The sequence below is a fragment of the Pseudomonas agarici genome (assembly GCF_001543125.1).
Classification (GTDB): Bacteria; Pseudomonadota; Gammaproteobacteria; order Pseudomonadales; family Pseudomonadaceae; genus Aquipseudomonas; species Aquipseudomonas agarici.
Genome location: NZ_CP014135.1, coordinates 640,787 through 658,414, shown reverse-complemented (window position 1 = coordinate 658,414; position 17,628 = coordinate 640,787). Strand labels below are relative to the sequence as shown.

Below are 17,628 nucleotides of genomic sequence, written 5' to 3'. Positions count from 1 at the left end.
ACCGGCACAGCGCCGAGTAGGCAACCCGCGTCCCGGCCCGGATGATCTAAAGCCGGCGCAGTTGTTCGAGTACCACGCCGTCGCGTTCCGGGGCATTGAAAAACAGCTGGCGTGCCATGTTCAGGCTGATCTCGCTACGCCAGATCCGAAACATCTCCAAGGCTCGCCCCGGTTGACCTTGGCGGATGCGTTCAAAGCGCTCCTGCTCGGCCCGGGCCTGCGCCTTGATCCCGAGAAAACGCTCGGCCCAGCGCTTCAGATGGGCGCCATGAGATTGCGGCTTGCCGTCCTTGTCCAAGGCGCCGCGCATCACGAACAACTCCTCCGGGGTGGCTTTATCGGGATAATGGAAATGCGCCACCCAAAGATTCTTGCCGGCCGCCTTGTCACGCACCACATACTCCTGAAGGAAATCCTCTTTGCCGAGTTTTGTACGCGGCCCGTTGCGAAAGATCTCGACCTCGTTGCGCTCCTTGAGAAACAACAGCCGTTCGGTGTCCGGCGCACTCGACTTGGTCACGGCAATTCGTGCCAGCAATCCCTCATGTCTGACCGTGCCTGCCTGGAGACGTAGCTGCGCGGCCTGAACCTTACCGGCGGAGACTTCGCTTTGCGTCGCGGAACTGCTCGATTCGGCCAGCGCACGGTCGATTTGCCCAGCCAGCGCCTCCAGCCCCCGTGCCCGTGCTTCGAGCACATCCTGTAGATAGACCGGGTCCTTGGCGGCGGGGATCTGTCGCTTGGCTGTCTCGACTTCCCGACCGGCCTGGCGGATCTGGCTCTCAGCCATCTGCACCAGACGCTTGAGGCCCGGCTGTGGCCTGGCCACGGGGGGGGTTGCCGGCTTGGGCAACGGCTGCCAATAACCGTCCTCTTCTTCGACAAAGGAATCGATCGGTCTACCGGTCTGGGGATCCATCAACTCAACGACCTCATGGCCATCCTGGGGCGTGTCTCGAACATAGCCGAGATAGTTTTTCCTGCGACGGGTGCGGATGACTTTCCGGATCTTGGCGGGTTGTTCCGGCGGCACCTCAGGCTCGTCCTGCGCCGGGGCCTGCGCCTCGATACGTCCGATCAGGCTGCGCTCGGCCTCCTGTTGCAACTCGACCAGGCGCCGGACAAACAGATCGCCCCAGACCAGACTGCCCCCTTGCGGCAACAACCCGATCTTGTACTCGAGCATGGCCAGCGCTTCGTTATATTGACTCACACAGGTGTTGAGTACGTCTATATCTGCCTCGGCGGACAAGGGTGAAGCGGGTCGCTCCTCCAGAATGGATTGGGAGGCCAAGGCACTGCGCAGATCGTCGAACTTCATCCAGATATCGCTCTCGAGCTGCCGCGGATCCAGCTCCCTAAAGCAATACAGCCCGAGCCGACAGGCCCTGATGGCTTTCAATCCACGCACCATGCTCCCCTTACTCCGGCCCCTGTCCCCCCGGTTCCTGATATCGCGAATGGCCTGGTAATCCGTCAGATTCTGGTTGCGATGACGGCTCAGTTCGGTAAACGCCTGTTCCTCTCGTTCCGCCCAGTCGATATACAAGTCCGCAACGCGGTTCTCCCGTTGTTCCACCTGTTGCCTTTCCGGCAAGACCCGGCCTGCCTCATCCTCATAGGGCAAGCGCTCAATCATCCGCTGGTAACGAAGTTCGACGATCCTTATCCCGTCCAGGGTAATCTGCATCCCTATGACGAACTGATGCAAGGTGCTAAAGAGTATCCCCTTGTATCCCCGCATGAATAACGTCTCGTTCATCCGCAGCATGTTGATCTGTTGCTCGTAGCCGTCAAGAAAGACTTTCACCCGATCGCCAAGCTGATTCATCCGGGCGAACCACTGCTGATCGGTATAACGATCGGGATTGCCCTCCATCGTCCTCAAGGCATCCACTTCGGGAAACAGCGCTTGTGCACGCTGCCCCTGCTCCGTCACGCGTAGATTCCACCCATCCATGAAGCGCGTACTGACCAGCTCCCGTTGTTCCTGCTCCCGGCGTTTCTCCTCAAGCAGGGCCGCTCTTCTTTTCCCGATGTTCGATCCCGGACGCCCCGATCCGCCGCGCAGACGCAGCTTCAAGTCCGGCGTCCATTTCCCTGCGCCATCGCTTTTCAGATAAAACCCTTCGCTGCGACCATCCGGCGTAACCACACGAACATTGCCCTCGCTATCTGTCTTCACCGCAAACAGCCATCCGCCGAAGTAGGCCGCCAGCCGGTTCGAGTCCTTCAACCGGATCAGCCCCTTCAGATCGCCGGACGCGATGACTTCCCCCAGAGTCTGCGGCTCTGGCAAGGGATGTGGATAAATCTTCAAGGTGAACGAACTGACACTCGGACGCGAGGAGACGGTGCCGGGCGCCACGGGGTTATCCAGCTTCATCGGCAGCGGCCTGTCCGGCCCTTCGCTGATCGTCGCCCGGTGCGCCGGGCGATACCCTTCATCTATCGGGATCTGCAGCGGTGTCTTGGCGTGTGCCTGCTGTCGAGTCAAGCGATGCCCGAGAATAAAGGCAATATTCACCAGAACATCGGCCCAGGCACTGGCCTTGGCCCCAGCGTCTTTTTCCTCCATTCGCCGAAAGTCGGCATCGACACTGGCGACCACCGCGAAAATCCAGCCGGCCACCGCCGCCGGGCCGCGAATAAACATCAACACCACGTTGAACAGTTGCCAACCGCCCTCCTTCAGGGTATTCCAGCGCAACTCGGCATTGGACACCGATTGCCGGTCCGCCAGGGCGATCAACGTCCTGGCCATCGAGCCGAACAGGTGATGCAGGTAGTCGCCCTGGACCACTGCGTCATCGAGCGTGGCCGGCGCCACCGGCAATAGCACGGCAAAATCATCCTCGAAAGAACGCCGCAGATGGGGCTCGATAAAGCCGCCGTTGGCATAAGTGCGCCGGGCCTGATCGCTTAACCAGGTCAGAACGCTGTCCTGTAATGCACCGGGTTGGCGAAGCGCCTCAAGCAGCGCCGCCCACGTCGGGTATTGCAGGAGCGGTTCGACGGGAGGCGTGGGGCGGGCGTCGTTGTCGTGAGGACAGAAACTTTTGTCCGGTGCCGACTGGAATTGCTGAAAGACCGAAGCCTGTGGGCCAGCCTTGGCGAGCAGGGGACGATAGAGAATGAACGGGCCATGGCGAGTGTCTCGCGGGCCGATAATGAACATGGACGCCACGACATCCGCCGTCGCATCGGTTTCGGCCTTGAAGGCCAGGGCGCGCAGGACAATCTCCTGGCCGTTCACTTGGCGCCGCGCCGCTTCGGGCTGCACCATCGCTTCGACATAGCGGTATCCCGTTTCGTCGAAGTTCGCTTCACCACGAATCTTCAGCTCTAGCGCCGCCATCGGCAATTGCACCCGCAGTTGCTCACTGAACAGGCTCTCCCGACGCCGCGCCTCGCCGACATTATCGATAAGCTGCGCCTTGAGCGCGTCCAGGTAGGTTCGGCCGATATCGACAAAAGTAACCAGACCCTTGACGTAGTCTGGGGTCAGCCATTCGGGCAGCGGTTTTTCCACACCACAGTGGCGGATAACGATCTTCATCTTCGCATGCCGAAAGCCCCCAAGATTCTCCAGGGCAAACTCCGTCAGGCTCATCCGGACCTTTTCCACCGTGCCCAACGCCCCTCCCGCGCCCCCGGCAGCGGCCACCGCAATGATTTTGTCGAGTTCCAAACGAATATCATCGGGGTTGGCGATATCGACGGTTTGCGGATGGTCCTCCCCCATCTTCTTGAGCAACGCCTTGACGGCGAAGCCCGGCAGATCACCCACGTCATCAAGAAATGCCTTGCCGCCCGACGCACGCTGCACATCGGCCAGTTTTTCCAGCAGGGCGCGGTAGGCGCCGATGTCTTCACTGGCGCCTCCCAGCAACCAATGCGGCAAACTGTCGCTGAGCGCCGCCAGCTCTTCGGGCAACTCAACCAGCGCATGCGGCGTTGCCGGCACCGGGGTGAAAAACCAGGTATCGGGGCGGGTAATTGCATCAAGCCGGCACTGGTAGTCCTCGAGCGTCCACTCGGTGTCGACCCCGATCAGGGAAATCTCCTGGAGCTGGTTTTCCAGCAAGGTTTCGGCAAGGCTGGCGAAGGCCTGCTCCAGTTGTATATCCGGATCGCCCTGCTGCCACAACAGATGCTCGCGGTACTCGATATCCCGGCCATTGGCCAGGACACTCATGAACAAGGGCACCAGTTGTCCAAGATCGGCGGTGTCGGCCCTGAAGAGGCCTTTGGACAGACTGAGCACCAGCGGGTTCTGCTCGACTCCCCGCTCCCTGCGACGGGCCACCAGCACCGGCAGGGCTTCAGGATAGGCGCCGCCCCACGTATCCTTGCTCACCGCCTGTACGCCATAAAGGGCGAGTTGCTGCTCGGGCCTTTCCAGATTGATCGACAGAAAGGCCCTATGCCGTTCACGATCAGTTGACAAGATGCGCACCAGTAGGCCGCCAAGACGAGCAAAGCGGCTGCCACCTTGCGCATCCTCCGCGTTCCAGTAGTCGACCAATGCCTGTTGATAGAGTTTCAGCAGGATATCTCCCCACGACCCGAGCGTAGCCTGGGTGGTCGCGGCATCAACCAGCAGCCGTTCGCCGGGCAAACCGTCGAGCTTGATCTCCAGCACATGCTCGGCGGTAAAGACTGGCGCAGCCCCCGTAGTAAAATGCTCCAGCACAAGGTCGATCACCGCACGGTATCGATAGCCACCAGAGAACCTTTTTCCATCGCGCTCCAGCCACTGCAGTTTGCCGACATACAGGTGCGAAGCATTGCGCCGCGGATTCCAACGGCCAAAAAAATGCTCCTGGATGACCGACAAGGCCACCTCCCGCAATGTCGGCGGCTGGACAAAAAGCGCCTTGGCCACCTCGATCTCCTGCTCAAGCGACCGGCTCGCTAGTGTGATTGTGTCATTCATACAGATTATTCCCTTCAAACAGATCCGACGGGCCTGGGTTCAAACACCCTGCCCGGCACCGAACACTGGTACAGGGCCAGTAGACGCCTGACACGCCAAGCCCATGCGGTATTGGCTTAGCGGCCACTTCAGTCTTCACGATCGAATCCTCAGTTGCTCCACCAGTGCCGCCGCCGCTTCGGCGGCATCGAAGAAGAACTGGCGGGCCATAGGCAGCGTGATTGCACTGCGCCAGATATCCACAGCCGCCTGGGCGCGGCCCGGCTGGCCCCGGCGAATGCGCTCAAAACGCACGCCTTCGGCACGGGCCTGCGCCTTGGGGCCGAGAAAACGCTCTTCGCGGGTTTTCAGGTGGGCGGCCCCGGGGATGAAAAGATCATCGTTCGGCGCCAGGTCGCGGTAGTGAAAATGGGCAACCCAGAGCAATGCGCTCTTCTTGTCCGGGGCCGCCTTGTCGAGTATCAGGTACTCCTGCAGGTAGTCCTGGGACTTGAGCAGGCTGCGCGGTCCGTTTTTCCTGATTTCGATGGCACCCTGGCGATGCAGGAAGTCGACACGCGCCATGTCCGGCATGCTCGCTTTGGTTGCCTTGACCCTGATCAACAGCCCTTCATTGGTCAATTCGAGGGACAACGCGCGCAAGTTGGCCGATTGCGTCTGTGCGTTCACCCGCTCGGGTGACGCTTGCGCCGCCGCCAGGCTGCTGTCGAGCTGATCGGCGAGCCGGGCCAGTGCCCTCGCTTCACCCTCCAGCACATCCTGCAGATAAACCGGGTCCCGGACCGGTTGTTTCAGCCTGACGGCCCGGTCGAGCATCCTCGCCAGTTCCTGGCGGGCATTGAGCAACTCACTGCGGGCCTTCTGCACCTGCGTACCAGCCTCCTTGACCAGCCGCTTGAGCCCGACTTGTGGCCGCGCGACAGTAGACGCCGGGGCAGGTTCGGGAGCCTCGATCTCCTCCCAGTAACTACCGGTGTCGCTTTGCTGAAACACCCGGACTTCATCTTCGACGGCTATTTCGACGGTCTCCCTGGTCTGGCCGGCGGCCGGTGGCCTGACCTTGCCCAGATAGACACTGCCCCTGGACCCGCGGGTCTGAATGAGCCCTGGGACTTTCTCCAGTTCCTCTTGGGCGGCGACATCACTGGCCTGTTCGTCGAGCAACTCGCTCAATGACTCCAGCGCTTCGTCACGCAGTTGCCCGATCAGCTCAAGCAGACGTTCGGTATAGGGCAGCGCCGTGCCCTCCGGCTGCTGACGCCGCCAGAACTCGACGGTCTGCAGACCCGTTACATAGTTTTCGATGCAGGTATTGAGCACGCGCCGACGGCGTCTTGCCGGGATGTCCGGATCCTGCTCCAGATTGACCCGGGATCGACTCGCCAGGGCCATCTCCTGGGTCTTGTCCCTCAGCGAAGGATTGATCTGTTCGCCGCCCTCCAGCTCATGAAGGCTCAGCCAGCGCAAGGCATGGAGCTGCGACAATCGCGTCTCCAGCTCCAGCGGTGCCTCCTGGGTTTGGCTCAAAGCCTGGTCGCGGGTCTTGCGCCCCAGTCCCGCATAATTGTCCAACTGCTCGTTGACGCGCCGTTCCTTGCGATGCCAGTCGAACATGCGGTCATTGGCCTCAACCTTGCTTTTCTGGTAAGCCAGGATACTGTCATAGAGCCTGGAACCCGCGCCGGCATGGGTGGCTTGGGCCCGTTCGAATTCAGCAGGGGAGAGGCGCTGCTCCTCCCGGACCCTGCGTAGCACTTCCACCGCCTCACGACAGCCAACCAACTGGATACCGAGGAATGCGCACACGGCCTCCTTCCATTTGGGTACGTTGGCAACCCGCGATTGTTCTTCACGCAGGACGATGCTCTGCCCCATCAGTTCGAAAGCCTTTTCTGCTTCCTGGAGATAACGTTGCCGGGCCCTGCTGGTGGCCTCGGCGTTAGTCCCTTGCTCCTTGAGTTTCAAATCGGCCCGTGCGGCGGAGGCCGCCATTGCCGCGAGTTTACCGGGGACTTCCAGGTCCCGGTGTCGATCGGCCAACGCCTGGGCTGCGGCTTTTTTTTCATCCTGTATCTGCTTGATGGTCTTACGCCCGCCACGCCCCGAGCCGCCACGCAACCGCAACTTGACATCCAGGCGCCACTCGCCGGCCTCGGTGCTGCGCAGGTAGAAGCCTTCACGACTGCCGTCCGGCGTGATCATCCGCACGCCGCCCTCGGCCTCCTGGACCCGATATAGGCGCCCACCGATATAGGTGGCCAGATAGCCCGTGTCTTTCAAGCGGATCAACCCCTTGAACTCGCCCTCGGCGATCACCGTGCCGAGCGACTCGGCGCTCGGCCAGGGCTGCTCGTAGCGACGCAGCAAAAGATCGTCGATCCGGATGCGGCGCGGCCCGGAGGGCGCCAGGGCAGGCTCCTCCAGATGCATGGGCAAGGGCAGGTCCGCGCCTTGCGCGACATAAGGATCAGCCCCCGGACGGCTCACCTCGGCTGGCGGCGTGCTGAGTGGTATCCCCTCGCGAGCGGATGAAGTAGCCCTGGCCTCGACGAGACGATGACTGAGGATGAAGGAAAGATTGACCAACACATCGGCCCAGGCACTGGCCTGTCCCGTACCGTCCTTGGTTTGCAGTTGGCGGATGTCTCGATCGACGCTCGCCACTACCGCATAGATCCAACCCGCCACGGCCGCCGGGCCACGGATGAACGTCAGCAGCACATTGAACAACTGCCACGCCCCTTCCTTGAGCTGGGCCCAGCGTTGCTCGGCGTTGGACACCGATTGCCGGTCGGCCAGTTCAATCAATGTGCGCGCCGTCGAGGTGAACAGGTGGTGCAGATAATCGCCGTTAACCACGGCGTCACTCAGGCGGGCCGGGCCCGGGGTCAAGAAAGCGGTAAAGTCGTCTTCGAAGGATCGCGGCACGTGCGGCTCCTGGAAACCGCCATGGCCGTACAGCCGTCGGGCCTGGGGGCTCATCCAGGTCAGCACGCTATCCTGTAGCGCACCCTCCTGCCGGATAGCCTCGAACACGGCCTCGAAGGTCTCGTACTGATGCAAGGATTCGAGCGCCGGCGTGGGCCGAGCGTCGTTGTCGTGAGGACACAAGGCCCCCCCAGAGGTGGCCTGGAATCCCAGGAGCGTGGACTCATGGGCCGCAGTCTTGGCGAGCAACGGGCGATACAGCACGTGCGGCCCCTGACGGATGTCCTTCGGTCCGATGATAAACATCGAAGCCACTGCATCGACGGCGGCATCCGCTTCGGCACGAAAGCCCAGGGGCCTGAGCACAACTTTCTGGCCGTCGACCTGCCGCTGCGCGGGGGACGGTTTCACGATTGCCTCGATAAGCCGCCAGCCCGCTTCGCTGAAACCGGCCTGCGCCCTGATCTTGAGCTCCAGCGCCGCCATGGGCAATTGCACTCGCAGTTGTTCGGTGAAAAGTTTTTCCCGACGTCGAGCCTCGTCGGCGTCATCGATCAGCTTGGCACGCAGCTCATCCAGGTAGGTCTTGCCGATGTCCACGGCGCTGACCAGGTGTCTGATGTAATCCGGGGTTAGCCAGGCCGGTACGACAGCCTCGGCAGCACAGTGCCTGACCGATAGGCGCATCTTCGAATGGTGAAAACCGCCCAGGTTTTCGAGGGCGAACTCGGTCAGGGTCATCCTGACCTTTTCAATACTGCCCAAGGCACCGCCGCCGCCGCCGGCCGTCGACACCGCGATGACCTTGTCGAGCTCCAGGTGGATATCGTCGGGGTCGCTGATCCCCAAAGGTTCGAGATGTTCCTCATGGATTTTTTCCAGCAGAACCCGACGGGTGAAACTCATCAGGTCGCCGATGCCCTCGAGAAATGCCTGGCCACGCGAAGCGCGCTGCACACTCGCCAACTGGTCGAGCAGATCACGGTAGCGTTCAATGTCCCGTGGGTCGGCACCGAGCAACCAGTAAGGCATTTCATCGCGCAGCGCCGTCAGTTCCTCGGACAGCTCGCGAACGCCATGGGGCCGCGCCGGCACCGGCGTGAAAAACCAGTCATCGGGACGAGTGATGGCATCGAGCCGCTGCTGGTAATCCTCGACCGTCCATTCGAGATCACGGGCGATCAGCGCAATATCCTGGAGCTGGTTCTCCAATAAGGCCTGGCCAACGCAGGCAAAGGCCTGCTCAAGCGACTCGTCAGGGTCACCCTGCTGCCAGAGCCGGTGCTCGTGATACTCGATATCGCGCCCCTCGGCCCGGCGGCTCATGAACAACGGCACCAGATACCCCACTTGTGTGGTGTCGGCCCTGAACAGCCCATGGGCGAGACTGAGCAATAGCGGAGCCTGCTCGACCTCGTGCTCCCACCGACGGGCAACCAGCACCGGCAACGCTTCAGGGTAGCTGGCGCCCCATGAGTCCCTGCTCACGGCCTGCAGGCCATAGAGCGCCAGACGCTGCTCGGGTTTCTGCAAATCGATCGTCAGGAAGGCGCGATAGTGTTCACGGTCGCTGGCCAGCATCCGCACCAGCAGCGCACTGAAACGCTGAAGGCGACTGGCGCCTTGTACATCCTCCTCATTCCAGTAGTCGACCAGCGCCTGTTGATAGAGCTCCAGCAGAATGTTGCCCCATTGGCCAAGCGCCTCGGCGGCCGGCGGCGCCAGCAGATGGCGATCACCGGGCCGGTCAGCGAAGCGGACCTCCAGCACATAGCCTTCGCTAAAAACCGGTGCCACACCCTGGGTGAACTGCTTGAGCACAAGGTCGCTCAAAGCCGTGTATTGATATCCGCCAAAAACTCTTTTGCCCTCGATCTGTGACCATTGCGGTTCGCCGATATACAGATATGCGGCGTTGTACTGCGGATCCCAATGGGGAAAAAAATGCTCCTGGATGGCCGACAAGACCACGCCTGACAAAGTCGGCGGATGGGCGAAAAGCGCCTTGGCCGCAGCCATCTCGCATTGCAGCGACGGGCGGGGCGATGTGGTGTTATCCGTCATGTCTGACTCCCTTTAAATAGGCGAAGTAGACAAACAACAGAACCGCACGCGGCGGTATCCGGCTATCGCCGGCCGGTTTATTCAGGCATACGGGCCGGCGACACTGACATACACTGGCGCCCATGACCACGATTACCCTGACCGACCTCACTGCACCGGCCATCACTTGCTCCTCCTGCGCGGCCTGTTGCTGTCGACTGGAAGTCCTGTTGATCAGCGAGACCGGTGTGCCCGAACGCTTTATCGATATCGACGAGTGGGGTGGCGAGGTGATGCTGCGGCTGGACGACGGCTGGTGCGCGGCCCTGGATCGCGACAGCATGCGCTGCACGATCTACGAGAAGCGCCCATTGATCTGCCGCGAGTTCGAAACCGGCTCGGCGGACTGCCTGGAAGAGCGCCGTGGAATCAGCACAGTGTATCGATGATTTGAAGGAGCAGATCAGAGCGCTTTCATCCTCAAGTCAAAGACACTTCCCATATATCCAGTGCCCCCCTCGATCCACACTTGGAACCAACGCGTCACAAGTAGCGGGCAACTCGACAGTTGCCCCGGAACCTGAGATCACTGGCCCATGAAAACCCTCGAACCTCCCTGTATTTCGCTCCCCTGCGCAACCGATAACCTCCCGACTTCGACCGATCCCGCGCCAACCCAATCGCAGCAGTTGCTCTTACTCAACACGTCCAATGCACAAATCATCGCCCTGTTGGAAGGTCTCAAGCTGCCGACACTGCCCGAAGTGAGTCCGGGGACGGCCAAAAGTGAGCAGATACGTCAACTGCACCAGGGTTATCTGGCGCAACTGCAACAGTTTTGGACACAACCCAATGACGCCAGCGACGGCCTGCCCGCCGAGCAACGACTCGCACTGAGCCTGGAGACCCAACTGCGGGCCGAAGCACAGCTACGCAGCATCGATGGAACGCTGGAGGCCGACGATCGACAACTGATTGATCAAGTACTGCGCCTGCCCACAAGAGCGCAACGCGAAGAGGCACTGCCGGTAGCGCCCGCCTCCTATCGGCCTGCGGTGTACGGCATTACCCTCCTGGGAGAAAGTGCTGTCGATACGGCGCCATGGCCCGGCGCTTTCGTCATCACCAGCCGCGACGGTGCGGTTGTGCAGGGCAGCAATCCCGACCCGAAGCAATTCAAGGGTAAGAAAGCGGTCGAGATTCACAGCGATCTCGGACGGGTCGTGCTCTACACCCTGGAATATGGTCTCGAATCCTTTATCTCGCTCAAAGTCCTGCATACGAAGCTGCAAGTGCAAATCGGGCGAAAGATCGCAGACCGTTTCACCACCAGCGATGACAAGCACGAAAACCTTTTCACCGCGCAGGTCCAGTCACTGCGCAATGCCCAGCTAAGACGGGTGAACGATGTGTTTGCCGCGTCTCCCGCGGACACGTCGCCAGCCATGCTGGAACGCATTGCCGCTGCCGCGGACCTGCGTGGCGTCCTGGATATCGGCGGGCGAATGAATCAGCGCTTGCAAGCGTTGCAATACACAACCTGGCGGCAAGTTTTCCAGAAGGCCGACAGGCAAGCCTGGCAACGTTATAGGGAGGCCGCCAGACAGGTGCAGACTGGCCGACTCGCGCTGGCCCTGGCCTTGATCGATGTGGTGCCGTCGAGCCCGCCCGACGACCACTCCGGCACACCGATCATCCGCGACAAGGACGCACTGGAAGCCATTGTCCAGGCACTCAAAGAAAAACCTGCAAGCTCGACAACCCCAGGACGGGCACAGGCGATACGCGACGCCTGGCAATACGCCAATGCCGCCTGCCTGCAATTGGCGCTGCTCGATGCCACGCTCCAGGGACAAGTCGGCACACCCCAACGCCAGTGGATTCGACGGGTGCTCGACTACCCGGACCCGACCACCCGCCCGAAGTTCGGCACATACCCCCTTATCGCCAACGCAGTGGGCGTGTGGACGCATCCCGAGAATAAAAGTAGCCAGAGCACGCTTCAGGTCATTGGCGGCGGCGTACTCGCGATCACCAGCGCGGACCCGAACGCTCCGGCAGTGATGCTATATACCCCGGATTCACCCACTGACAATGACTTCAAGGTACTGAACCAAGCCGGTGACCTCGACTCGTATTTCCAGGATCCAGCATGGAAAAACTATCTAGCCGAGCGGCAGAGAAAATCGACTACGCCAATCCTACAGTCGCCGCCCTCCGGAAACGGCACTCGCGTGCAACTGATTCCGATGCGGGGCAACATGCAGCAGTGCCTCTATGATATCCAGCGTGATGCGCTGCTCGAACAGGCCAGCCACGGCGCCCCTGGCAACGCGGCAAGTGACTGGCAATCGCTGATCGATCAATGGGCGCTCGGCAATATGGCGGGCCAGAAGAACGCCGGTTTGATCAGCACCTTCCTGCCCGGAAAAAACTCTCTGGCTCGGATAAGGGCGACCGGGCAATCAGACATTGCGGCGCTGCCGGGCAGCCGCGCGACAGGTCTTCCAGACGCAGCCGGCCCCAAGCCGCCCGGCACGGCGCGCCTACGCCTGCTGGGCGGTGCACCGATGGACCCACCTGCCGGCGAACAAGCGCCACAGAACATACCACGGCGTCTTTCGGCAATGGCCGGTCTAATTCGCCTGGGCTCTTGGAGCCCACAGGTCATGGAGATCACGTTTCCCCTCATCACCAACCTGGCAGACTGGCCACGGGGCAGCAGCCTGGTAATTATCGACATCCACGATCCGGGATTTGGCTGGTCGGTACGCTACCGTGGCGGGTTGCGCGAGGACACCTATGGATACCGGGTGAACCCAAGTATCTTCAGTGCCCACCATGACGTGGTGCTGTACCGATCCGCGCCCAATCATTATCACGTTTGGCTCACCGGCAACGTGGAAGAGGTCCCCGCCGGTGAAGACAGCTTCTTTCATGCCGTGGCTCTGTCACTGAACCAGAGCCGGGCCGCCGACACGTTCACGGTCGAGAGACTGCGCAATGCCGTCGCCGACCATATCGAGCACAATCCGGATATCGTGCCCTTCGTGACCACCGATCATCTGCCTCTCTATGCCCAAGCACTTGAGCATTGCCTGGAGCTGAATATCTGGCTGGGCGATGACGCCTATCGAGAGTTGACCACCATCCTCAAAGGATTCCCCAATCCGTATGGTCTCTTTCAGCCGGCCATCCGTTACCTGGAAACGACCTTGCCGTCCCGTTCACCCAGGATCAGCGCCGCCGTCGATGATGCCTTCAACGCCGTCCATGAGCGCTATGGGCAGCCCTCGCTGCCCACGGAGATACGCTGGATCATCGACCATTATATCGACGCCCCCCCTCGCCCGACACTCTCCCTATTCCCCAACGAGCCGACGCTCAGGACACTGCTGGAAACGCTGTTCATCGGGACCTCGCAGGCGGCGGACATCGACTTCCTGGTACACCGCGCCTTCCTTTTTGATGAAAATATCCGCCATATTCTGCTGGAGTACGGTGCCACGGCCAACCAGTTGCACCAGTATGTGCTTCGCCACATGGACAACCCGATCAGCGCACGACGCGAGTTGCTCAGGGCCGTAACAGGACGCGCTCCAGCGCTGCTTGAGCGGCTCGATATCATTTTCAGCTCGCCGACCCTGACGCCCCCCATAGGCGAGGGACTCAACATCGCTCAGATCGCCCATCTGCTACGCGATCAGCAAATCTCGACGGACAGACTGAGGTTGATCACCCGCTGCGCGGATGCCGGCATCATCCATATAAACCTGCTCGACAACGCCGACGGAATCAGGTCGTGGAGTGACGAAGTGATATCCCGACTCCTCGACTTTCAACAGGAATTGCAGGCGCTGGCCAGGCAAATGGGGCTCCACGACATCGCCCCTCTACTTTTACCCTTCAAGGCAGCCCCTCGTTTATGGAGCCCTCATCAATTCCTCTCGCCCCCCCAAGCCAATACCAGGCTGCAGCTCCTGCTCGATACGCCTGGGCTGTTCACCTTGCTCAGACTACGACCGGGCCGCATCGCTGACAGGATGTGGACCCAACTAACCAGCGCCACCTATGACAATGCCAGGGTTCGCCAGGTGCTCGCCAATCCGCTCAAGACGCTGAGCAGCCTGACCCAACTGAACATCGCTCTGAACGCGGTGATTGCAAATACGCAAGAACCCGGCCTCTCGACACAATCGCAGCCAGCTTACCTGAGAGGGTATGAGGTGCGCGGCAGATCGACACTGGAACTGTTGGGGCCGGACGTGCGAGGCCTGTATCACGCGACGAACGGCAGGACGTACATCATCCACGAAGGCCGGCGCTATGAAGTCCGGACCTTCGGCAACCGAATCCGGATCATCCATTCCATTGAGGGTTTCAGGCGCTCGACCTATGAGGTGCAACGCCGTGGCGATGGTTCTTGGCAGTTCATGGATGCTCCCGGCCTGGGTGGCGATGTGCGCAGGCCCTATCCTTCCACTGCCGAACAATCCCAGACACAACGCGACGAGTTCGCCGCACTGGGCCAGGCCGCAGAACAGGAGTGGCAAAGGCTCGGCACCGACGCGCCAGTGTCCGGCCAGATCCCCGACCTGCGCACCCTTGAGTCCCGCGGCACCGGCTATACGATGGAGCTGACCGGGCCAGGCGGCGCGGCGCGCCAACCGCTGGCTCTGGAGAAAGCCAGCGCACTGGCCGCGCTAGCAACCCGCATCCGCAACACTGTGGACACCCTCCATCGGCACTTCGAATTCCAGGGCGGTCAGCTTCAGCCGCGACCGGGTGTCAGCCACCACGAGGTGATTCATGGGCTGGCGCAACTCGATGGCCTGAACAGCCTGAATACCGGCTTTGCGCTGTTGTTGCTCAACAGCGGCAAACGCTATGCCTTGTCGACGGAATTGGCCAATGCGGTCCAGGTGCAGTTCTACACGCAACTGGCCCAGGTGGTTATGGGCGTAGCCAACGATGGAAAAATACTCGCCCAGGCGATTTATATTGGTCTGAAGGATGCCGGGCACCTGAGCGCGGATAGCTTCAGCCTACTGGACCGGAGCGGTCTAGCGATCAGCCTGGGCGGCAAGACACTCACCCTCGGCGCACTGTTGGCCGCCGGCAACGCCTTGCTGGTCCTGGCTAGCCTGGGGGTGGACGGCTACCTGCTCACCCATGCCAGGAACGCCGAGGAAAGAGCCGCCTACGGCACCAACGTCGGACTCGACACTCTCGCGCTGGGCACGGTACTGGCAGGGTTTACCGAAGGTGGCGAATTTCTCGGACCGCTGTCGATACCGCTGGCCGGTCTGGGCGTGGGCGCCAGCAGCCTGGTGGCGGTGTTCTTTGCCAAAGTCCATAAGGTCCTGGCCACGGGTGAGCAATTCACCCAGGAGATCCAGGCCTATCGCAGCGGCTATGTCGAGGAGCCCGAAACCCATGGGCTGCGCATGGGCGGTCCGGTGGTGGTGAGTCATCTGGATCAACGCAACGGCCAGCTCTACCTAGGTAGCCCGAAGATCTACGCCGTCGACAATTCGCGTTCGGGCGATCCGCGCGTGATAGAGGATGAACGCCAGGCGCTCGATGTCGGCCTGCTCCTGGACCTCCCACGGCAGATGGCGCTGCCCGTTTCGCCGGGCATCCGCAGCCTGGCTCTGCCGGGCACCCCCGAACATACCTACCTGCCGCAATACACCTGGCTGGTGGGCGCGACCCAGCGCAACGATGCCCAATTGCAGCTGTTCAAGGCGCTGGAGCAAAAGAGCGGGGGCAAATTTATCGAAGCCGAATGGGTCGCCCTGTTCCAGAAGGTCGTGGAAAAGCTGGAACCGCGCTACCACGCCACGCGCATCCGGATCAGTCTGGGGCAAGCGGCGCCGCTACTGATCATGGAGGATTCGGGCGAGAGCGCTCAGTACCTGAGCTATGACATCGAAGGCCAGGGTAGCCAATATGACCTCTATTTGAGCGAGGGTCCGATGATCAATCTGTCCAGTAGTGCCACCTCCCGGCCTTCAGTCTGGGTACTGCATACCGATCACCTGAGTCGCCCGGACGATATCCAGCTCGAACCCGGACGGCTGACACTAGGTGGCGTTGTGGTACAGGTACAAAACAACGAGGTTCTGTATGCAGTCAACAAGTTCGCCGAGGCCTACCGGCTGGATCTAGCCGGAGGCCACTGTACGCTGGTGACATTGAGCGCACGGGACTACGAACACGTCGCCGCGCTGGTGCAACGCCTGCAAGCGCTGCAAAACCAGCAGCGATTGGCCAGCGCGGTACACATCGAAGACCTCTCGGCGCCCGACTGTCCTGGCCGCGGCATTTACTATCGCCCCACCGATGGCAGCTTCGCGGCCATTCCCGTGGACGGGCAGGATCACGGCGAAGAGCCGTACCAGATCCCGGTGTCGACCGAATCGCTGGTGATCGACCCCAGCCCGCAGCGCAAAAAGATCCAGGATGCCGCCGCGACACTGGCCGCGCTGACGGCCTATCTGAACGCCGAATACCGCCAGTTCGGCGGACGCTCGGCGGGATTCTGGAGCGCGCCTCGCGCCGATGGTCAGCCCGACAACGAGAAGTGCTATGGCGATTATCTGCGTGCGCAATATCGGTTGCAGGTGCAACGCGCACGTCTGCAAGACGGATACTCGGACACCGCCTACTCGATGCTGTTGCAATTACTGCCCCGCCACGAACGCGACGACTCGACCCAAGGGCCGCGACAAGTGCCGGTGCATCGCTTGAGTATCAACGGCTACCCGTCCGATGACATCCTGGTGCTCGGCGATTCCCAACAGGGAACGCTGCTGTTGTATCTACCGACATCAACATCGGCTTTGTGCGAGTTTAATGGCGTCAGCGGCCTCAAGGCCTATGTGCAACAGTTGGCCGCCGCCGACGCGACGTGCCAGGCCCTGCAAGAACATTTCCCTCTAAATCGTCGCGCCAGCAACCACAGTGCCCTCTGGGGTTACACTGGAACGGACGAGGCACTGGAAAAGCTCGGGGAGAACGGTGACTGGACCTTGATCCAAATCGACCGTTACCCCATCGATGACGACGATGTATTTGCCGCGTTGGCCAAGCTCAAGCGCCGCAGCGAAGGAGATTGACCTCCCTCGCCGGGCAATCCGTTACAACGGCATGGTGTAGTGCAAGGCGTAACTCTCGACGCCATCGTTCGGCATACGGATACCGGCATTGGAATAGTGAGTGGCACGAACGCCCAGTTCGTGCCCGCCGGCAAAGCGCAGACCGAAACCGAGGCGATCCTCGAACTGGAAGGACGAGCCTAGCTGATTGTCTTCGAGCTCGGTGTGGGCAAACAACGCGACACCGATCCCGGCCTCCAGATAAGGTTTGATCGATGTGCCGGAAAATTCATACACAAACACTGGCGAGAACGACAGGCTGTGGTTGCTGGACTTGGTGTCTCCATCCCAATAGCTGTAGGCGCCGCTCCAATAGCCGGTCAAGCGACCGACATTGCTTTGCAGCCAGCTTTTATCCCAATCCGATTGCAGGCCCAGGCGATAGACCTCGGTCGAATCACCGGTCTGACCGACCGAAAATTCGAGACCTGCCGCTTGCGCGGTAACACCATACCCCAATGTGGCGGCCGCAAGAACAGCCAGGCAGAACAGTCGCTTCATGAGAAACATCCTATTTTTATGCATATCAGATATGGCTCAACAGTCCCCGCCGCAGAA

General features: G+C 61.0%; 5 protein-coding genes. 2 read left to right on the top strand and 3 right to left on the bottom strand.

Translation table 11 applies throughout. The features are described from left to right. Positions 1-46: 46 nt before the first annotated feature. Entirely contained in the window at positions 47-4,939 is a 4,893-nt protein-coding gene (locus AWM79_RS03005; RefSeq protein WP_156430071.1) for a dermonecrotic toxin domain-containing protein, read from the bottom strand. A 135-nt stretch (positions 4,940-5,074) separates the two neighbouring features. After that, entirely contained in the window at positions 5,075-9,931 is a 4,857-nt protein-coding gene (locus AWM79_RS03000; protein ID WP_060782122.1) for a hypothetical protein, read from the bottom strand. A 122-nt stretch (positions 9,932-10,053) separates the two neighbouring features. Here AWM79_RS03000 and AWM79_RS02995 point away from each other — a divergent pair, with 122 nt between their 5' ends. Together AWM79_RS02995 and AWM79_RS02990 are read left to right on the top strand one after the other, a co-directional pair. Then, positions 10,054-10,359, top strand: a complete 306-nt coding sequence (locus AWM79_RS02995) for a YkgJ family cysteine cluster protein (protein WP_017130630.1) — start codon at positions 10,054-10,056, stop codon at positions 10,357-10,359. 147 nt (positions 10,360-10,506) lie between these two features. After that, on the top strand, positions 10,507-17,031 hold the full coding sequence (locus AWM79_RS02990; RefSeq protein WP_060782121.1) for a TcdA/TcdB pore-forming domain-containing protein: 6,525 nt from the start codon (positions 10,507-10,509) through the stop codon (positions 17,029-17,031). Between the two features lie 21 nt (positions 17,032-17,052). Here the strand turns inward: AWM79_RS02990 and AWM79_RS02985 are convergent, their stop codons facing one another. Next, on the bottom strand, positions 17,053-17,571 hold the full coding sequence (locus AWM79_RS02985) for an acyloxyacyl hydrolase (RefSeq protein ID WP_017130629.1): 519 nt from the start codon (positions 17,569-17,571) through the stop codon (positions 17,053-17,055). Positions 17,572-17,628 lie beyond the last annotated feature (57 nt).

Excerpts from the sequence above, each read along its gene's own strand:
- AWM79_RS02995 (WP_017130630.1), top strand. The coding sequence starts at position 10,054 with ATGACCACGATTACCCTGACCGACCTCACTGCACCGGCCATCACTTGC.
- AWM79_RS02985 (WP_017130629.1), bottom strand. The coding sequence starts at position 17,571 with ATGAAGCGACTGTTCTGCCTGGCTGTTCTTGCGGCCGCCACATTGGGG.
- AWM79_RS03005 (WP_156430071.1), bottom strand. The coding sequence starts at position 4,939 with ATGAATGACACAATCACACTAGCGAGCCGGTCGCTTGAGCAGGAGATC.
- AWM79_RS03000 (WP_060782122.1), bottom strand. The coding sequence starts at position 9,931 with ATGACGGATAACACCACATCGCCCCGCCCGTCGCTGCAATGCGAGATG.
- AWM79_RS02990 (WP_060782121.1), top strand. The coding sequence starts at position 10,507 with ATGAAAACCCTCGAACCTCCCTGTATTTCGCTCCCCTGCGCAACCGAT.